15 protein-coding genes are annotated in these 19,262 nt (G+C 51.3%); 11 read left to right on the forward strand and 4 right to left on the reverse strand.

Translation table 11 applies throughout. The features are described from left to right. The first annotated feature begins 84 nt into the window (after positions 1-84). From P40081_RS17105 to P40081_RS17130, 6 genes are all read left to right on the forward strand, one after another. Complete coding sequence (locus P40081_RS17105) at positions 85-1,590, forward strand: hypothetical protein (RefSeq protein ID WP_042137094.1); 1,506 nt, start codon at positions 85-87, stop codon at positions 1,588-1,590. Positions 1,591-1,601: 11 nt separating this feature from the next. Further along, on the forward strand, positions 1,602-2,360 hold the full coding sequence (locus P40081_RS17110; RefSeq protein WP_042137096.1) for a DUF6063 family protein: 759 nt from the start codon (positions 1,602-1,604) through the stop codon (positions 2,358-2,360). Then, positions 2,347-6,837, forward strand: coding sequence for a coiled-coil domain-containing protein (locus tag P40081_RS17115; RefSeq protein ID WP_042137097.1), 4,491 nt, complete (start codon positions 2,347-2,349; stop codon positions 6,835-6,837). The genes P40081_RS17110 and P40081_RS17115 overlap by 14 nt, the downstream gene beginning before the upstream one ends. A 35-nt stretch (positions 6,838-6,872) precedes the next feature. Further along, positions 6,873-7,706 carry an aldo/keto reductase gene (locus P40081_RS17120; protein ID WP_156118783.1) on the forward strand — a complete coding sequence of 278 codons (834 nt, stop codon included), beginning with the start codon at positions 6,873-6,875 and terminating at the stop codon, positions 7,704-7,706. Positions 7,707-7,832: 126 nt separating this feature from the next. Next, positions 7,833-9,422 carry a TPM domain-containing protein gene (locus tag P40081_RS17125; protein ID WP_042137100.1) on the forward strand — a complete coding sequence of 530 codons (1,590 nt, stop codon included), beginning with the start codon at positions 7,833-7,835 and terminating at the stop codon, positions 9,420-9,422. A 194-nt stretch (positions 9,423-9,616) separates the two neighbouring features. Next, on the forward strand, positions 9,617-11,086 hold the full coding sequence (locus P40081_RS17130; protein ID WP_042137101.1) for a TPM domain-containing protein: 1,470 nt from the start codon (positions 9,617-9,619) through the stop codon (positions 11,084-11,086). Positions 11,087-11,203: 117 nt separating this feature from the next. Here the strand turns inward: P40081_RS17130 and P40081_RS17135 are convergent, their stop codons facing one another. Continuing rightward, the gene (locus P40081_RS17135) at positions 11,204-12,055 is read right to left on the reverse strand and encodes an aldo/keto reductase (protein ID WP_042137103.1); all 852 of its coding nucleotides are present in this window, start codon (positions 12,053-12,055) and stop codon (positions 11,204-11,206) included. A gap of 168 nt (positions 12,056-12,223) precedes the next feature. On the opposite strand from P40081_RS17135, the gene P40081_RS17140 reads away from it, so the two are divergent. Further along, positions 12,224-12,673, forward strand: a complete 450-nt coding sequence (locus P40081_RS17140) for a MerR family transcriptional regulator (protein WP_042137105.1) — start codon at positions 12,224-12,226, stop codon at positions 12,671-12,673. A 73-nt stretch (positions 12,674-12,746) separates the two neighbouring features. Then, positions 12,747-13,316: a dihydrofolate reductase family protein gene (locus tag P40081_RS17145; RefSeq protein WP_042137106.1), complete on the forward strand. Its 570-nt coding sequence runs from the start codon at positions 12,747-12,749 to the stop codon at positions 13,314-13,316. Between the two features lie 141 nt (positions 13,317-13,457). Here the strand turns inward: P40081_RS17145 and P40081_RS17150 are convergent, their stop codons facing one another. The 3 genes from P40081_RS17150 to P40081_RS17160 all read right to left on the reverse strand — a co-directional run bounded on the left by P40081_RS17150 (position 13,458) and on the right by P40081_RS17160 (position 15,697). After that, positions 13,458-13,826, reverse strand: coding sequence for a VOC family protein (locus P40081_RS17150; RefSeq protein ID WP_042137108.1), 369 nt, complete (start codon positions 13,824-13,826; stop codon positions 13,458-13,460). Between the two features lie 131 nt (positions 13,827-13,957). Beyond that, positions 13,958-14,908: a helix-turn-helix transcriptional regulator gene (locus P40081_RS17155; protein ID WP_042137110.1), complete on the reverse strand. Its 951-nt coding sequence runs from the start codon at positions 14,906-14,908 to the stop codon at positions 13,958-13,960. 27 nt (positions 14,909-14,935) lie between these two features. Then, positions 14,936-15,697, reverse strand: coding sequence for a DNA/RNA nuclease SfsA (locus P40081_RS17160; RefSeq protein ID WP_042137112.1), 762 nt, complete (start codon positions 15,695-15,697; stop codon positions 14,936-14,938). A gap of 214 nt (positions 15,698-15,911) precedes the next feature. On the opposite strand from P40081_RS17160, the gene P40081_RS17165 reads away from it, so the two are divergent. From P40081_RS17165 to P40081_RS17175, 3 genes are all read left to right on the forward strand, one after another. Beyond that, a complete protein-coding gene (locus P40081_RS17165) occupies positions 15,912-17,033 on the forward strand; it encodes a phosphodiester glycosidase family protein (RefSeq protein ID WP_042137114.1) in 1,122 nt (373 codons plus the stop codon). A gap of 117 nt (positions 17,034-17,150) precedes the next feature. Then, complete coding sequence (locus P40081_RS17170) at positions 17,151-18,083, forward strand: LysR family transcriptional regulator (RefSeq protein ID WP_039291538.1); 933 nt, start codon at positions 17,151-17,153, stop codon at positions 18,081-18,083. 15 nt (positions 18,084-18,098) lie between these two features. Further along, complete coding sequence (locus tag P40081_RS17175) at positions 18,099-19,214, forward strand: 5-methyltetrahydropteroyltriglutamate--homocysteine S-methyltransferase (protein ID WP_042137117.1); 1,116 nt, start codon at positions 18,099-18,101, stop codon at positions 19,212-19,214. Positions 19,215-19,262 lie beyond the last annotated feature (48 nt).

Below are 19,262 nucleotides of genomic sequence, written 5' to 3' on the forward strand. Positions count from 1 at the left end.
CCCATACTTCACCCTTCGGGGCAGATGTGGGTTTATGTTATGTTGTGAGGTAAATTATGAAGTGATGGCGAGGTTGGCTGGAGCATGAACTGGAATGACTTTGGAGAACGGAATAAACGGCTGAATCCCCTATGGAGTCTGGGGGCAGGCATGAATCTCGGCGAGCTTCAGCCTTATAAGGAAATGATTGCTCTAAGCGTGCTGCTGCAGGTCTATTATCTGGAGCTGGAATCGAATGAGCAGAGATCCAGGGAGGACCTGGTCGAATTGACGTGGAGCTCGCTTGAACGCTTCGGCATCGCGAGGCTCGGAAGTCCGGAATCGGTGGAACGGCTGGTGGACGGGCTGCTGTGGAGCGGAAACGGCGGGGATTTCGAGGCCAATTATTACGATGATCAGTCCCGTCAGATGGCGGTGCAGAAATACAAATATTTCACAGTGGATGAAGATGCTACCCGGACCAGCTGGGAAGAGAACGGGACCACAATCTACCGGCTCTCCGAATATGCGATGGAGCTGATCTTCATGAGCCATGAGATCATTGACGAATTTCAGATCAGCATCAAGCTGCTCGAGATTCAGATGCATATCAAGCATGGACGGGTAACGAGGGCGATGCAGGATGTGAATGAACTGATCTCCCGGGTGCGGAAGATGACGCAGCAGCAGCAGGAATACCGCAATGCGCTGCGCCGCAATCCGAAGCATATCTTCAGCGAATATGGCGCTCAGCGGCACCAGCGGCTGGAGGAGATTCACCAGCAATTTGACGAAGAACGCAAGCATTTCGATAATATTCACCGCTCGCTGGCCCGGCTGGCCAATGATGAGAAGGATGTCATCGACTTCAACGAGCTGCGGCTGCTCTCCGAGCGGGTCGAACTCTCCCGTCGGGTGCATGATGAGCTTGCCGAAGTGGTACTTAGCATTTTTGAAGCGGAAACCAATCTCAGGCTCAACTTCCCGGAGCTGTTCTGGGGTGCCGCCGGCTTCAACTTCCGTACCCATGTCTGGGAGGAATGGGTGAAGCCGGAAGGGTTGCCGGATGGAGACAGCATGGAAACTCTGATCAGCGGGCTATTCTCTCCCAGCCAAGACTTTATTTATCCGCTGGCCTGGGCCTGGGAAGAGCAGGATGTCGGCTTCCTGCCTGACGAATTGCCGGACGACCCGGATGAAGCCGGGGAGGAGGAAGAACTCCACTATGTCCCCAAAAGCATACCGTGGACCGAGGTGTCTGAGCTTTGGCTGCCGGTCTTCGCCGGACTGGCAGAACAGGGAAGCTTTACATTCTCGGCAGAGGCTTTCACGGAGGATGAACAGCGGCGCTGGGCGGTTACTCCCAATGCGGTGGACCTGTGGGTTCAATTTTTCCATACCGAAATTAAGGTGCAGGAGCAGGAAGCGGAAGGTCACGGCGGGGCCGACGAATGTCAGAAGCTGATTGGGCGTCTGATCGCGGACCACCCGGAGCTTGAAACCTTGCGGGGCAAAGTGCTGCAGACCAGGATTGCTAACGGGCAGCAGGACAGCATCCGCTGGCCCGGCCTGGAGATCAGTCCTTATACCATTACTATAGTAGAGAAGTGAGATGATTCAGCATGAGTTATTCGTTAGAGCAAGTACAACAGGCTTCACGGCTGTTCTTCGACCTGCTTCGCCGCAAGGTGATATCACTTGATGATCCCGCTGCGGCCGAATGCCTGCAGGATACCGTTGCTTATGATGCCTTACAATATGTAGCCAAGGAAGCCGGCTGCCGGATTATGAACTCCGGGCATCGTCTGCACCTGCTCGTGAGTCCAATGGGTTCCGGCTTTGCCAGTAACTTCACACAGCTGCGCAATAAATATTCGCGCATAGAACGCAAGACGCATCTGCATATCATCAACGTAATCATTCTGGTGTTCCTGGCTGAGATGGATCAGGATGAACAGCATTTCAAGCCGGGTCAGGACAGCATGTCCTACATACAGCTCTCGGATCAGGTATCCGCCCTGTTCCAGACATGGATGGACATGGACGAAGACGGCAGCTTCAGCAAGCAGTGGCGGCTGGATATTCAGGCGATGCACAAAGTATGGAGCAGCCTGTATATGCAGACCAAAAGCCAGGAGGAGGGCGATTCGCTGACCCGCGGCGCCGGCTCACGGATCGGCCTGATCCATGAGGGGATGAAGCTGCTGGAGGAAGAGCATCTGGTATTCATCTCCGAGAATGAGAAGCGGATTTTCCCCCGGGAAGAGCTGTATGAGCGGATGCGTTATCTCTATCATGATGTGGACCGCTATAAGGAGCTGAAGGCCCTGATTGGCCGGACACTCAGCGAGAAGGAGGAGGAAGCCCATGCCGCGCATTGAGCGAATCCGCATCGCCGGACTTAAATATGAGAAGATGCTGAAGAAATATGAGGATATGATCCTCGACCTGTGCAATGAGGAAGGCCCGTCCAACACGCTGATTACGCTGATGAACGGCGGAGGAAAGGGCGTGCTGCTGCAGTCGATATTCCAGCTGCTGATGCCCAAGGCTGCCTGGGGTAAAGATAATGAGAACCAGGTAGAAGCCTTCTTCCATAATCACAAAAAACAGCTGAAGCCCTATACGTTCCACGTTGCCATCGAATGGCGGCTGGACGAGCCGGAACGGACGGAGTACATAACCACCGGAATCGCAATGACTGCCCAGAACTCGGTGGATCAGCTGGAGATCAAAGTAGATTATCTGCTCTATGCGCTGCTCAATTATGATGAGAATGCGGAGCTTACATTGTCTACCCTGCCGCTCTATGATCACGAGCTGAACACTCCGGCCAGCTTTGAAGCGATTCAGCAATTTGTCCGTGAGCGGCGTAATGAGATCGTTGCGTATGGCAGCCACAGCTCGGACCTGAAGAAATATTATGCTTTTCTGGCAGACCGGGATATTCATATTGATGAATGGCGGAATATGCGGAGAATCAACGGCGAGGAGGGCGGAATTAAAGGCTATTTCCAGAAGAATGATGCCTTCACCAACCATAATCTGTTCGAGAAGCTGATTATTCCGGAAATCGGGTCCAGTCTGAACGGCAGCATGCGCGAGGATGAAGGCTCGCTTCAGCGGATGTTCATAGATTCTGCTACGGTTGCACAGCGGCTGCCGATGCTGGAGCAGAGAGAACGGGCTTTTGCCGAATTCACTTCACTTGCCGCCCCGCTCTACGAGGCTGTCAAGCAGGGGACGGAGGCTGACCGCAGCTTTCAGGAAACGGAATTGCTTGGACGGCAGCTGTACACCGTGATCTATGATGAGCTGAAGAATGCCGAAGACAAACGCCGCAAAACTGCGGATGAGTTAGCCGGGCATTATCAGGAAGCGAAGCAGCTGAAATTTGAGACGGATAATCTGAAGTATCTGAAGCTCAAGGAAGAGCGTGATCGCAAACAGGATGATTTCAAAGCGGTCTCGGATAATCAGGCACGGGCTAAGCAGCGGCTGGAGGAATCGAAGATCAAGGAAAAGGATCTTGAGGTTGCCCATTATTTAGCCAGACGCAGACTGCAGATCCGCCAGATGGAGCAGTGGCAGAAGGAAATTGAAGCCATTGAAGGCTCCCTTGCGATGAAGGAGCGTCAAGAGGTTATCCAAGCGGCCAAGCAGGAGCTTCGCCTGCAGTGGGATGAGGTCTACCGGTTGTGGCAGGCGCGAATGCTGTTCTTCAGCGGCCGGCAGCAGGCTCTGGGTGCAGAAGAGGCCGTTCTGCGCAAAGGCCGGGAGGCATTCCTGCTTGAATTCGGCGGACTTGAGGGCAAGATTCATGAATTGACGGCGCTCATCCGCCAGTATACCGAAGATCTGGGAGTGTTCGCTTCCCGCCACGGGCAGGAGGCTGCCCATTCACCGGCAGCCGCCCTTCAGCGCACGCTGATTGCAGCCAGAAGCATTGCCGAGAATATCGTTGTCCTGAACGAGCAGCGCAAATCCGCAGAAGAAGAGAAGCTTGCTCTGCATACCAGACATACACGGCTGACTGAGAAGCTGCTGGGGGCTGCAAGCCAGGCGGAGGAGCTTACGGACCGGATTGAAGGCCAGATGGGCAAGGAGTCACAGCTCTGGTCACAGCTCGTAGTTCTGCTGGAAATGTATGAAGAACATCAGCTGCTCGGGACGACGGCATTGTTCGAGGCCCAATCACTTATCCAGGAACGGTTCATCCGCAGGCTGGATGATGCCGAGCAGCAGACGAAGCGGCTCAGACGGGAATACTATAATCAATTGCTGGATGTAGAGCTGCAGCAGGAAGCCTATTGGCTGCCTAATAATGATATCCTGATAGTGAAGGATGCCCTGGATGCCCTTAAGATCAGCTCCATGATCGGTAGTGCATATCTGAACGACCAGTCTTACCTGGTCCGTGAAGAGGAGCTGGAACGTCACCCGCTACTGCCTTACGGGCTGATTGTAACGAAGCGTGAATCGGCTAAGCTTCAGCCTGAGCTGCTTCAGGAGCTTCTGCTCAAATCGCCTGTCCCGGTCTTCGTGCGTGAGGAAATGGCGGATGCCACAGGAGCTTCATTCCTGCTGCTCTCCCATCAGGGGCCACAGATGGTGCTGCAGCCGGAGCGTTTCCTGGACTGGAAGCAAGGGATCGCCTCCCGGCTCAAAGAGCGGGAAGAAGAGCTGCAGGATACGGAAGGGTATCTGGCGAAGCTGAAATCAGCCAGACAGGAGTATGACCGGCTGCTCCAGAGTGAACACACCGTAAGTCTTCGGGCCAGACAGAAGGTATTAGAGACCCTGCAGCAGGAGCTTGGCAAGAGTCTGAATGAGTTGAACGCTGAAATGTCGCTGAATGAAGAGACTCTATCCGGAATTTCCAGAGACCTGGCTGTCAGTGAGGCCGAGAAAACCGAGCATGAGGCCAGGGCAGCGGCGCTGCGTGAGTGGGCGGAGCGTAGCCGGAAGCAGGAGCAGGATTACAAGGACAAACAAAAGTCAGTTGAATTGAAGACAGGCTTAAGCAAAGAGATTGCCGTTAAGGAACAGCAGCTGACACATTTAAAGGCAGATATGGACAGCCTCGCCCTGCAGCGTGAGAAATGGCTGGGAGAAGCTAAATATTCCTTGTTCCCGCGGCTGCAGAACTGGTTTCCGGAGATCCACTTCCCAAGTGAACATGGCGGTGCTGCACAAGATACTGTGCAGGAAGAAGCAGTGCCGGATGAGGCTGTACAGGATAAGCTGCTGCAGCTGCTGAGTACCGTGGAAAGTCTGCAGCAGTCCCTCAGCCAGAATGAGCTGGAAATCCGCACACGGACTGCCCAGATCAAAGCGGCAGGGCAACAGCTGGTTGAACTGGAGGCAGCAGTACAGCAGGTCGATGACGGATGGCAGTCCGCACCTGAACCGGACGATTCGCCCGAGGTTATTCAGTCGGCCAGAACGCGCCAGAAGAGTGACACGGGAATTCTGGATGAGGATTATCAGCATATCCGTGATTCCTACATCCGTTGTATGGCGGAGCTGGATAACCTGCAGAAGGAGCTGGGCAAATCCGAGAAGGCCATCAAGGAGAAGCACGAGCGTGCTGTAGAGCTCTGGCATGAGCCGCTGGCGCAGAAGGAAGAAGAGCTCAGTGCGCGCTTCCGAGAGAATGAGTATTTGCTGAATACAAGCAAGCAGGCGCTTGCCTCTATGGATATATGGCTGCAGACACTCTCCAATCAGAGCAAGGTCATGGATACCCATGTCGAGAGCCGCGTACAGCTGCGGGATGTGCCCGAAGACGTGCAGCTGGATGTGCGGGAGAACTGTGAGCAGCTGGTTGCAGATTGGCTCCTGCGCAGCAAGGAGAGTCGCAGCCAGCGTGCGGAGATCTCGCGCAAAGTCAAAGAAGAGAAGACAACACTCAGCGGCAGACTGGCCAAGTCCGGCTGGAACGCAGAGCTGGAGACCAAAATTCAGGATCGCCTGAACACGGTTCACTGGGATGATTTCTCGATTGCACTGCAGGTACTGGACTCCATGCTCCAGAGCTCACGTGATCAGATTGAAAGTATCCGCAGTGACAAGGAAGATATGGAGCTGTCGCGCAAGCTGTGGGTAGGACGTGCCGCGAAGCGGGTCGTGCAGATTACCGACATTCTCAAGCGGATGGAACGCCGGATGATTATTCATAATGAGAACGGGCATGCCTTCCCGCTGGTCCGGCTGAATTACAAGAATATTACCGTTCCGAGAACGACAGATGACATCGAACCGCTGGTCAGTGAGTATTTCAACCGCTGCATCAGCAGCCTGCTGGAGAAGTTCCCGAAGATCGAACAGGTTCCGGCTTCCGCAGTCAGAGAGCTGATTAATGACGGGCGGATGGTGTATGCCGCGCTGCAGAACCGCTTCCCGGTGCTCCAGGTATATAAACCGGTGACCGAGAATTATTTCCTCTACGCAGCACCGGAAGAGTACCATTACTCGGATTGGGAGGTCATTAACCGCGGGGCGCTGGATGAGGCCGTCGGCAGCGGCGGTCAACGCCAGTCGGTTCAGCTGCTGGTGGCGATGATGATTATGACCCACAAGCGCGTCAACCGTGAGAATAAAGGCTGGACGGTCTTCCTGTACGATAATCCGTTCGGTGAAATGGTCTCCAATAACGTGCTTGATCCGGTATTCGAGATTTCCAAGGCGCTGAAGTTCCAGTGGCTGATCGTTACGCCGCCGGAGCTGGTGAAGAATGATGTCAGCATCCGCTTCGGCGTGTACTGGCAGCTGTATTTTGGCGGTGATAAAGGAGATGCACTGGATTCAACCCTGATTAAGGGGGGCCGCAAGCTGATCCCTGCCTCATTGTTCTAGCAACAATCCAAATTATATAGATGGGTGGTATTCTTATAATGATGAATCTAAAATCGGCAACGAAGTTAGCTAACGGTGTAGAAATGCCTTGGTTTGGTCTGGGAGTGTTCAAGGTCCAGGAAGGTCAAGAGGTTGTGGATTCTGTCAAAGCAGCAATTAAGGCCGGATACAGAAGCATTGATACAGCAACTGTGTATGGTAATGAAGAGGGAGTCGGCCAGGCGATCCGTGAATCCGGGGTTGCCCGCGAAGAGCTGTTCATCACCACCAAGGTATGGAATAACGATCAGGGGTATGATTCTACGCTGGCGGCATTTGACCTGAGTCTCAGCAAACTGGGATTGGACTATGTAGATCTGTATCTGGTGCATTGGCCGATCCGAGCCAAATATAAAGACACCTGGCGTGCACTTGAGAAGCTGTATGCGGATGGCAAAGTCCGGGCGATCGGTGTCTCGAACTTCCAGATAGATCATTTGGAAGATCTTTTAACTGAAGCTAACGTGAAGCCAATGGTTAACCAGGTCGAGCTTCATCCGCTGCTTAGCCAGCTTGAGCTTCGTGAGTTTTGCCGGGCGCAGGGCATCCAGATTGAAGCGTGGGCTCCGCTGGCCCAAGGCCATCTGCTGGACAATGCGGTGATTGCTGACATTGCGGCACGCCATAACAAAACGCTGCCTCAGGTCATCCTGCGCTGGGATCTGCAGAACGGTATCGTGACTATTCCTAAGTCGGTCAAGGAAGAGCGGATTATCGCGAATGCCGATATCTTTGATTTCGAGCTGTCAGAGGATGAAATCAGCCGCATTAATGCGCTGAACAACAACCAGCGTTTTGGATCGCATCCGGACAGATTTAACAACGAGTAACCTCCGGGCAGTCTCTTTTGAATATTTACTAGATTCGGACATAAGTATAAAGGGAATGGAACTATATCCCATTGTGTGCTTAACCGATATAGTAGAGTAGAGATATGAGTAGCCGGAGGGGTATTAATGTATGGGAAAACTTTAAAAACTGCGCTTATCGCTATCCTGATGATCCTGCTACTGCTGCCGCTGGCGCCAAGCCGCACGGAGGCGGCTGTTCGGGCACATTCGGAGTCCTTTTATGTGAATGACTTCGCGGAAGTCATTGATCAGAAAACAGAGAATTATATGGTCAATTATGGCGTGAAGCTGCATCAGCAGACCGGTGCACAGGTTGTACTGGTAACAGTGGATTCTACAGGCGGAACATCGATGGAAGATTACGCGACTTCGCTGTTCAATGCATGGGGAGTCGGCTCGGCGGATAAGAACAACGGAGTCCTGCTGCTGCTCTCCACCCAGGATGATGATTACTGGGCGGTACCGGGCAAAGGTCTGGAGGATACACTGAACGACAACGTGTTATCTCAGATTCTCTCGGAGTCACTGGAGCCGGATTTCGCGGCGAAGAACTATAGCGCTGGTGCGCGCAAAACCTATGGATCATTAATTCAGGAGCTTGGCGGAATCTATTCGGAGCAGGTCGGCTCCAAGAACTATGTCGCAGACAATGCCGGAGTCTTCAAGCAGGTAACGAAGGATTATCTCAACCAGTCCAGTAACCGCTATGCGGCAACGACCGGAAGCGGGATCTATGTAGTGACTGTCAAGAATTCCGGTGATACTAGCCTGCAGGATTATACGTATGCGAAGTTCGCCGGCGTAGCAGCTGGACCTAGGGATGTAATGCTGGTGCTCGATATCGGCGGAGATAATTATCATGTCCTTCAGGGTAAGGATATCGACAATCTGTTGACTAATGATATGATCGGCGGGATTCTGGATACTGCGCTTGAACCGAAATTTGCGGCAAAAGATTACGCCGGCGGGGCAACCGCTACGGCGAATGCCTTCTACAACTTTTTCCTGGCTAGAGCGGATCATAGCCAACAGTCTGCAGTTCAAAGCGCTGAGTCTGCGGAGGTAAACACGTTGCCGGCAGCGGACAACCCTTCGAAAGTGCAGGTGCGCACGTATCCAGCCTCCAGCTATGATCCGCTAGACAAAGATCCGGTTGACCATTTAGACGGGAGTGCTATTATTCTTTGTTTTCTAATATTGGTGTTGGGCTTCAGCGTATCCGCCTCGCGCCGCAACCGGAATATTGCCCGGTACGGAATCGGAATTAACCCGCATCACCCCGGCAATATACAGCGCTATGGTGTTTGGACGGGGCAGCAGGATTATGGCATCAGGCGTAGGAGCTATACCCAAAGAAGCTATACCCAAAGAAGCCATAACCAAAGAAGCTATAACCAGCGGCCTCAACCCCGCAGCTCATCGTCCCGTAATGAATCACGGAGCAGCTTCTGGGGCAGTAATTCGGGAGGCGGAGGTTCAACAAACGGCGGGGGCTCGGGCCGCTCTTCCTCCTCCAGTAGAGAAACGAATCATGGAGGCGGAGGCTCGTCAAGCGGAGGCGGCTCAGGCCGTCATTCCTCGGGATCTTCCAGCAGCAGCGGAGTGGGCCGCCACTCCTCTGGTTCTTCTGGGGGCGGCAATTCCGGCGGAGGCGGCAACGCAAGTGGCGGCGGTGGTGTAGGCAGACACCGGTAATCTGTTCTTTTCAATTCTTATATCTGTAATAGTCTGACTAGAGACAGCACAAATACAACGGCAGCGCCTCCCCTTTTGCGGGCTGGCCTGCCATTTTTTTGCTTCATACATAAGTACAACCGGAATGGAACTATATACCATAATGTGCGTAACCGATATAGTATAGAAGAGATATAACTAGCGGAGGGGTACGAATGAATCGTAAAAGTATACTAGCAGCGTTTACCGTCATCCTTATGATCCTGCTTCTGCTGCCGCTGGCGCCAAGCCGGATGGAGGCAGCTGTTCCCGCTCATTCGGAGTCCTTTTATGTGAATGACTTCGCGGGCGTAATCGATCAGAAGACAGAGAATTATATGGTCAATTACGGCGTGAAGCTGCATCAGCAGACTGGTGCTCAAGTTGTGCTGGTGACGGTGAATACTACGAACGGAACACCGATGGAAGAGTATGCGACCTCGCTGTTCAATGCATGGGGAGTCGGTTCGGCAGATAAGAATAACGGAGTCCTGCTGCTGCTCTCCACCCAGGATGATGATTACTGGGCGGTTCCGGGCAAAGGCCTGGAGGATACGCTGAACGACAATGTGTTATCCCGGATTCTCTCGGAGTCGCTGGAGCCGGATTTTGCCAAGAAGGATTACAGTGCTGGCGCGCGCAAAACTTATGGTGCGTTAATTCAGAGTCTTGGCGGAATCTATTCGGAAACTGTCAGCACCAAAAACTATGTATCGGATAATGCCGGGGTCTTCAAGCAGGTAACGAAGGATTATCTGAACCAGTCCAGCAACCGTTATGCGGCAACGACCGGAAGCGGGATCTATGTAGTGACAATCAAGAATTCCGGTGATAAAAGCCTGCAGGATTATACGTACGCAAAGTTCGCCGGTGTAGCCGCAGGGCCTAAAGATGTGATGCTGGTGCTCGATATCGGCGGAGATAATTATCATGTATTACAGGGCAAGGCAATCGATGGAGTCTTGACCAATGAACGCATTGGCGGAATACTGGACACGGTGCTTGAACCCGGATTTGCCGCAAAAGATTATGCAGGCGGGGCAACCGGGACGGCGAACGCGTTCTATAGCTTCTTCCTGGCCAGAGCAGATGCCAGCCAGGAGGCTGCGGCGGCGGGTACCAAATCATCCGCTGCAGCAGCAACCAAATCACCTGTAAAATCGAACATTAACGGTAAACCGAAACCTGTCAGCGCATCTACAGGATTAAAGATTATGGGAGTGTATCTGATAATCATTGCTCTATTCAGTCTTGCTGCTTCCGGCCGCAACCGTTTAATTGCCCGTTTCGGATCAAGGCTTAATCCGTTCAACCAGCAGAATATGAACCGCCTCGTTACCAGGTTCGGCTCAGGTTCTACAATGAGACAGAGGCGGCACCGCCGTCATGAGCGGCATCGGAACGAAGCCTTGAATCACAGCAGTTCGCAGAGAAGCTTCTGGGGTAGCAATGAGGGAGGCGGCGGTTCATCAAGCGGAGGCGGAGTAGGGCGCTATTCCTCTTACGAGGATGAAAATGAGGGGGATGGCGGTTCTACCAATGGTGGTGGAGCGGGGCGTTATTCTTCCTATGATGACGATGACGATAATAATTCCGGCGGAGGCGGCAGTGCAAGTGGAGGAGGCGGTGTAGGCAGACACCGGTGATTGGCTGGAGTTGCAGACTAAGAAAATAATGAAAAAAGGACAGTGGCCGTGCGGCCGCCCTGTCCCTTTTTCATAGATAAAGATAAAGATGTGATGAGCTTACGGTATGATCAAGGTTTACAGATCGACTCTCAAGGTGCCCAGCATCTTGACGAACTTCGGATCGTGATAGGATAAGAAGAGGCTATCCCGCGTATCGAGGGCGGTAATTTGTCCGATGTCATCCGCGCTCAACTCAAAATCGAAAATATTGAAGTTTTCCGCGATCCGCTCTTTTCTCACTGATTTTGGAATCACAACGATACCACGCTGAACAAGCCAGCGCAGCACGACCTGGGCGACGGACTTGTTGTGCTTTTCAGCAATTGAAGCCAGTACTTCGTTGCCGAACATGTTGCCCAGTCCTTCAGCGAACGGCGCCCACGACTGGTGCTGCACGCCCTGATCTTTCATAAAAGCAGCGCTCTCGGCCTGCTGGTAGAACGGGTGCGTTTCGATCTGGTTGACAGCGGGTACGATTTCGTTATGCACAATGAGGTCCATCAGACGGTCGGGCAGGAAGTTGCTGACACCGATCGCCCTGATCTTGTTCTCACGGTACAATTCTTCCATCGCACGCCAAGCGCCGTAGTAATCCCCGAACGGCTGGTGAATAAGGTATAGATCGAGATAGTCCAGCTGCAGCTTATTCAAGGATTTGGCGAACGCCAGCTTGGCACTCTCATAGCCGGCATCCTGAACCCAAAGCTTGGTCGTGATGAACAGCTCCTCACGCTTCACGCCGCTACGCTTGATTGCGCGTCCGACCGCTTCCTCGTTGAGGTAACCAGCCGCTGTGTCAATGAGGCGGTATCCAGCCATCAGAGCTTCATATACGGCGTTCTCGCATTCTCCAGCATCCGGGATTTGGTAGACACCAAAACCGATGATCGGCATTTTCACACCATTGTTTAAGGTTACGTTTAGCATTATAATTCCTCCAAGTATTCAGATGTGTAACAGCAAACGGTGTGTATCCGGAAGAAGGATACTGCAGCGGGGGTTCCACTTCCATCCGAGTTGCATTACAATAAGCCTATCGCCTTCGTGTAACACGAAGTCAAGCGGTCTTATCATTTTTTTCAAGGAGGATCACACATGCATACGGTCAAAGAAGCCGCCCAGATTACTGGACTCACTGAGCATGCTGTACGCTTTTACACCGATAAAGGGCTGGTGCCCAGCGTACAGCGAAACCAGAATAATATCCGGCTGTTCGATGAAGAATCGATCAACTGGCTGCATGGCGTCAGATGTCTCAAGCAATCCGGGATGACGATTGAAGTTATCAAAATATACATCGGTCTCTGTCTCGAAGGAGATTCGACCCTACCGCAACGCAGTGAACTCATAATGAAGCATAAAGAAGCAGCGCTCATTAAGCTTGAAGAAGCCAAACGGCATATAGCCCATCTGGAACAAAAAACTGCCCTATATCAGGACATTCTGGAGCACGGTGCACCAGATACGACCAATCCCCGCAACTGGGCCGAAATTCAGCATATGCATGCTGACGTATTTTACTCGCCCGCTGTCCGGAAGGCGTGATATGCTCAGAACGAACGGATTTGCACAATATTATTATCTTTGAAGAGAATTCGAAATCGGAGGAGAAGCAAACATGAGAAAACTCGTATTGTTCATGCATGTGTCACTGGACGGGTATGCATCGGATTCGAATGGAGGACTAGATTGGATTCCGTATAACGAGGAATTAGAGAAATACGCTGAGGAGGTCGTAACCGAGGTCGGCTCTCCCGTATACGGACGCACGACATATCGGATGATGGAGAGCTACTGGCCCTCGGTGCTGGACGATCCGAATGCGTCGAGGCACGATACGGAGCATGCCAAATGGCTGCAGGATGTTAAGAAGATCGTTATTTCCGGCTCGATGGACATTGTGGAATGGAACAATACGATGCTGATCAAGGATAATATCGCAGAGGAAATCAAGGCGCTCAAGGGACAGCCTGGCAACAATCTCGTTATCTTCGGCAGCCCGGGGGCGGCGAAGACGTTGCTTGAGCTCGGTCTGATAGACGAATTCCTGCTGACGATTTGTCCGGTCATTTTGGGCAGTGGGAAATCAGCATTCCACGATGACGGTGAGAAAATCAGGCTCAAGCTGCTGTCCAGCCGAACGCTCAAGTCGGGCATTATCGCGGCCCGCTATGAGTTGGAGAAATAGCCTTGCCGTACAAGGTGTTCCACTTAGCTTGACCATTCGCCGGCATGAAAAAGCTCCCCTGACAGTAACAGGTTGTATGATCTCACCTGTCTACCATATGGGGAGCCTATCACTAGTTATTAAGCTGAATACTTTTGCGTATTAGCCTTTACTGTGAAGAGTAACCTGATAACCGTCCGGGTCGGCAAATGAAAAGGTTCGCCCGAAGGGTCCGTCTATTGGTGCGGATGTAATTGTTACGCCTGCTGCAATAAGCTTGTCGTGGATGTCTTGCGTATCAGGGGCATGAAGCCACAGAGCGACACCAAGTCCAGGTTGAGTCCCTGCACCGAGTTCTGTTCCAGGCATTAGGTCACGAAGAGCAAATGCTATAGGCTTGGTATCAAAGACTACAGCATGAGGTGGTCCTGCTTGAGAGCGTACCAGTCCGAGATAGTTTTGATAGAATTCCGCAGAGCCTTCAAGATTGCTCACCTGAATTGAAATGAAGTCGGGTCCAATTGCTGACATAATAATGTCCTCCTGTTTATGTTATTAGAATAATCATCTGACTCGCCATCGCCTCAAAATCAGCATTTGCAAATCTTCAATGTACTATTCGTATGTCTTGATTATACAAGCCCCCTACTGCCAACAGCATGTCAGTAGCGTTCTTTCATTTTTCCGATTTCTTCTCTTATCCGGTTTTTGAAGGATTCAGGTTCAGTGACTACTACATCTGCCCCCCATCCAAGCATCCAGCTCAGCAATTCTTCCGGCTCGTGGACACGAAAAGTGACATGGTAACCGTCCTCTTTAGATTCGGCAGTCTCCATATAATAGTTATTAGCTTCTTCAACTCTATCTGTGATGTCTGGATTAAAAATGGCACAGACCCGTATGCTGCGGGTATCCTTCGGCCGGTAGGACTCAAGGTTGAAGTTATCGGGAGTCTGAAACGTATCCTCAGTCACGGTAAGGTCACTGATCCGGGAGACCCGAAAATGGCGGATATCCTCCCTTAGGTCGCAGAAAGCAAGTAACAGCCAGCCATTCTGCTCATCATGTGCCAATCCGTATGGCGATACAGTTCGCACATTTACCCGGTTCCCACCAGCTTCAGCCACCCGCTTGTGATAGGTTAAACGAAGTTTCTTGCCCTCCAGCATGGCTTCACGAATGATTCCCAAGTTTACTTTCTCCCGGGCCATTTTGACCTTTTCATCCCTTTGAAGCAACCGGATGCTCCCTTGTATTCGGGTTGTCTCTTCACGCATGGGCCGGGAAAGAATGGCTTCTATTTTTCTTCGGGAAGAACGGGCACTATTGCGATAAGTCGGATTAAAACGTTTCTCTATGAATTCAGCTCCAAGAAGAAGTGATACTGCCTCTTCTGTGGTAAAACTGATGGGTGGAAGAAAATAGCCTTCCATTAAGGAGTATCCTAATCCTGTCTCACCGATGATGGGAACTCCCGCTTCACTCAGAGCCTGCATATCACGATAGATCGTTCTTACACTAACACCTAAGACCGCTGCTAATTCATCAGCCGTATGCAATTTGCTTCGCTGTAGTTCCATCACAATCGATAAAAGACGCTCTGTTTTATTCAATGGAAGCTGCACTCCCTTGTATAGAATTCAACCCTTGATCATATCTTTCGTGGTTTCAAAATAACGTATGAGATTTACTTCAGTAGGGGTTATTTTGAAATTAACCTGCCACACTTCAACCCCTTGGTTTATTGATGATTGCACGGAATTCCGGATATAGCTGCTATACTTCCCGCCCGATGAGCCCATATATTTAGAACTATCATAGATGAAACATACCAACAGGATTGCTTTGTCATTTTTATTTAAACTATGGGCCAGTTCCCCAATATGTTTTATGAATCTTTCAAAGGAAGTGAAGCTGCTTCCTTCCTTAGTTTCGATATGATCCTTAACCTCGACCTGTAATCGCGTAAGGGGTGTTTTGACCTCAATGTAAGTATTTCCTACAAGAAAATCAAGTTTGGAGTTGCCGACTTTTTGTTCTCTTTTTATTGCTTCACCATTATTCACCATACCAGAAAGCTGGCCGCTTTTAATAAAATGCTCTACATATCTATTTGCTGCATTCTGATTGATTCCTATCCATGATTTAGTGGCATTGGATGGTAAATCAACTGATATGGCCTCCACTGTATAAAGGGTCTTTCTTGATAAATTATTGCTTAGTGAAAGCAGGCAAGGAACATCACGCAAAATGATGTCACCAATACGGCCTGTCGTGGGACAATGGCAATCATAAATGACTCCGTCAACCTCGACTTCCATAATGAACCGGTTACGCCGTCTGCAAATCACACCTTCAATGAGAGGTGTTTCAAAAATAAATGGATTGTTATTAGTTTGCATAGTAAGTTCTCCTCTGTAATCTCTTTCAGCAATTATACAAAAATGCTACTGACAACGGAATGTCAGTAGCCACATGGATGAGTTAGAAAATAACAGATAATGGGCAGAGAATTGACCAAACTGAAACTTTTAAACTTCTATATTGGTCTATTATGAGATATGTGAGTTTATAGAAGTATACAACAAAAGGTTTGTTTAGGGAGGATATCTAGAAGTGAATTCTTCATCATTACCGCAACGTTCCACTGTCCGCAAGAAGAAAAAACCGGCCCGTAAGCGCAAGAAAAGGGGCTTTTTCCGTACAGTCTTCAGAGTATTTATGTTCTGCCTCATCCTGCTAATTATAGCCGGAGGCTGGCTCTACCTTGCACCGTCTGCCCAGAACACCCGCTATCTGATCGCCGATACACTGATTACGACTCAACACCGGTATATGGCCAAATATATTATTGGCGAAGATGAGCTTAAGAACCGCGTCAGCGAATATACAGAGCGGTTTCAGGAGATGGGCAATGAGGTAGACACCCATGTGATTGAGCCGGAGCCCGTGGTCCCGGAGGATAAACCGCTGGTCGAGATTGAAAAGGTTACTGGCAGCGGGTACGCAGGTTATGTGATGATTGTTAACGATCCGAAGAAGGTTCGCCTCGGTGTACCTAATAAGATCGGTTCAGGGGAAAAGGTATCCAGTATGGTGGCGCGGACAGGGGCAATCGCCGGGGTGAACGGTGGAGGCTTCGCCGACCCGAACTGGAAAGGTAATGGCTTCAAGCCGATCGGACTGGTCGTCTCGCAAGGGAAGCTGTACTATAACGGACTTGGCGGCAAGAAGTCTACACAGATTGTCGGCCTCGATAAAGAAGGCAAAATGATTGCCGGAAACTATACGTTAGATGAGCTGAGCAAGATGGGTGTGCAGGAGGCGGTTACTTTTCAGCCGCGGATTATCGTGAATGGCAAAGGCCAGATCAAGAATGCCGCTGAAGGCTGGGGGATCGCCCCAAGAACGGCTATGGGCCAGCGGGCGGACGGTGCACTGATCTTCGTGGTCATCGACGGGCGGCAGCCGGGCTACAGCATCGGGGCGAACCTGTATGATGTGCAGCAGATTATGCTAAAGCAGGGTGCTGTGATCGCAGCCAATCTGGACGGGGGATCATCCACTGTACTGGTGAAGGACAACGAGATTCTTAACAAGCCTTCTTCACAATACGGGGAGCGTTATCTGCCTACGGCATTCCTGGTGTTTGAGAATCCCGAGCAGGCGGATATCAAGAATATCTGGGAAGGACTGGATCCGTCCAAAATCGATGCAGGCAAGAAGCGGACCCAATAACTTAGCTTTTCACGCTGCATAATCCCTAGTAGATTGGGCGCGGCAAGGTGTGATAGGATAACTATTAAATTCTTATTTGTAGCATAGGTGAATTCCTTGATCAGAGGGGGAACAGGTTTGACATTGCAGCAGCTCCGCTACGCAATTGAGATTGCGAACAGCGGCTCTATGAACGAAGCGGCCAAAAGGCTATTTGTGTCACAGCCCAGCCTCTCGAATGCTATCAAGGAGCTGGAGAGCGAGCTTGGCATTACAATCTTCGAACGCAACAACCGGGGGATCAGCATCTCGGCGGAAGGCATGGAGTTTCTGGGCTATGCCCGGCAGATTATTGAACAAACGGAGTTTATGGAGAACCGCTATACCGGCAAGAAACGCAGTCCGATCTACTTTTCGGTATCAACGCAGCACTATGCTTTTGTTACGGACGCATTTGTGAAACTGATGAAGGAGAGCAAGATAGCGGAATACAATTTCAGCCTGCGGGAGACACAGACCTATGAGATTATTGAGGATGTTCGTACCCTGCGCAGCGATATTGGTATTCTGTATATCAATGAGAGTAACTATAAGGTAATGAACAAGCTGTTCAGCGACGGTAACCTGAAGTTTACACCGCTATTCAATACGAATCCGCATGTATATGTGCGGGCAGGACATGTGCTGGCCGGCAAAGAAAGAATCACTATTGATGATATTCTTGCGTTTCCTTATATTACTTTTGAGCAGGGGGATAACAATTCACTGCACTTCTCGGAGGAAATGCTTAGCTTCACACAAATTGAGAAGAATATTAAAGTTACCGACCGCGCCACACTGACTCATCTGCTGCTCGGAAGTGATTCGTATACGGTAGGCACAGGAATAATGGCCTCTGAGCTGAATGATGCGGGACTGGTCACTATTCCTTTTGACAGCAAAGAGGTGTTCTCTGTCGGCTGGATTGCCCACAAGGACCGTAAACCGAGCGAGATTATGTCGGGGTATATTAACATTCTGAATGATCTGGTGTCGGATAATTATTTCGAGCTTGAATCATTCTTACTTTAACAGCAGGAGGGACGTATGAGTAGTCCAGTTATCGGATCGACAAGAAATGCACCGCCCTTTCGCTATGACATTGTCGGAAGCTTCCTGCGGCCAGAAGCGCTCAAAGCAGCGCGCAGCCTGCATGCCCAAGGTACCATGACCGCCGGGGAACTGCGTGAGGTTGAGAACATAGAGATTGCCAAGCTGCTCCAGCAGCAGAAATCCCTGGGGCTGCATGCCGTAACCGATGGCGAGTTCCGCCGCTCCTGGTGGCATCTTGATTTCTTCTTCGGGGTACAGGGGACGCAGAAGATCACGCTCGGGCCGCCCGGCAGCTCCAAGGAACCGGTGAACCGGGCCGAGAGCTTCAAGATTACCGGGAAAATCGCATTCGGCGACCATCCTATGGTGGCAGATTTCAGCAGTTTGCAGCAGATGGCCGGAGACACGCTTGCCAAAATGACGATTCCCTCACCGGCGCTGTTTCATTTCGTGCAGGATTATAACGGAAACGAGGTCTACTCGGATGCCGCAACGCTGTATGGAGATATCATCGGGGTGTACCGGGATGCGATACAGGCCTTCTATGATGCCGGCTGCCGGTATCTGCAGCTGGATGATACCACGTGGGGTACACTCTGCAGCGGCAAACACCGGGCGCATCTGCGCAGCAGAGGCGTCGATCCCGACCAGCTGGCGAAGGACTATGTCCGGCTGATTAATGAGAGCATCGCTGCGCGCCCTGCGGATATGACGATTGCGCTGCATGTGTGCAGAGGTAATCTCCGCTCGACCTGGTTTGCTGCCGGGGGGTACGGGCCAGTTGCCGAAGAGCTGTTCGCTGGCGCCGAAGTGGACGCGTTCTTCCTGGAGTATGACAATGAACGTTCCGGTGATTTCGAACCGCTGCGCTTTATTCGTAACCAATTTGTTGTGCTGGGGCTGGTGACCACGAAGCATGGCGGCCTGGAGAACAAAGAGCAGCTCAAAGCCCGGATCGCCGAAGCATCACAATACGTGGATATTAATCAGCTTTGTCTCAGCACCCAATGCGGCTTCGCCTCCTCCGAGGAAGGGAATATCCTGACGGAAGAAGAACAGTGGGACAAGCTGCGGCTGGTGATTGAGACGGCGGATGAGGTTTGGGTGTAGAAGGTATATGCTGCATAGAGAGCGGGGTTGTACGAAGGGGTGACCTGC

Source organism: Paenibacillus sp. FSL P4-0081 (assembly GCF_000758565.1).
GTDB lineage: Bacteria > Bacillota > Bacilli > Paenibacillales > Paenibacillaceae > Paenibacillus_AQ > Paenibacillus_AQ phytohabitans.

Coding starts and splice junctions, on each gene's coding strand:
- P40081_RS17105 (WP_042137094.1), top strand. CDS start 85: ATGAACTGGAATGACTTTGGAGAACGGAATAAACGGCTGAATCCCCTA.
- P40081_RS17110 (WP_042137096.1), top strand. CDS start 1,602: ATGAGTTATTCGTTAGAGCAAGTACAACAGGCTTCACGGCTGTTCTTC.
- P40081_RS17115 (WP_042137097.1), top strand. CDS start 2,347: ATGCCGCGCATTGAGCGAATCCGCATCGCCGGACTTAAATATGAGAAG.
- P40081_RS17125 (WP_042137100.1), top strand. CDS start 7,833: ATGTATGGGAAAACTTTAAAAACTGCGCTTATCGCTATCCTGATGATC.
- P40081_RS17130 (WP_042137101.1), top strand. CDS start 9,617: ATGAATCGTAAAAGTATACTAGCAGCGTTTACCGTCATCCTTATGATC.
- P40081_RS17135 (WP_042137103.1), bottom strand. CDS start 12,055: ATGCTAAACGTAACCTTAAACAATGGTGTGAAAATGCCGATCATCGGT.
- P40081_RS17140 (WP_042137105.1), top strand. CDS start 12,224: ATGCATACGGTCAAAGAAGCCGCCCAGATTACTGGACTCACTGAGCAT.
- P40081_RS17145 (WP_042137106.1), top strand. CDS start 12,747: ATGAGAAAACTCGTATTGTTCATGCATGTGTCACTGGACGGGTATGCA.
- P40081_RS17150 (WP_042137108.1), bottom strand. CDS start 13,826: ATGTCAGCAATTGGACCCGACTTCATTTCAATTCAGGTGAGCAATCTT.
- P40081_RS17160 (WP_042137112.1), bottom strand. CDS start 15,697: ATGCAAACTAATAACAATCCATTTATTTTTGAAACACCTCTCATTGAA.
- P40081_RS17175 (WP_042137117.1), top strand. CDS start 18,099: ATGAGTAGTCCAGTTATCGGATCGACAAGAAATGCACCGCCCTTTCGC.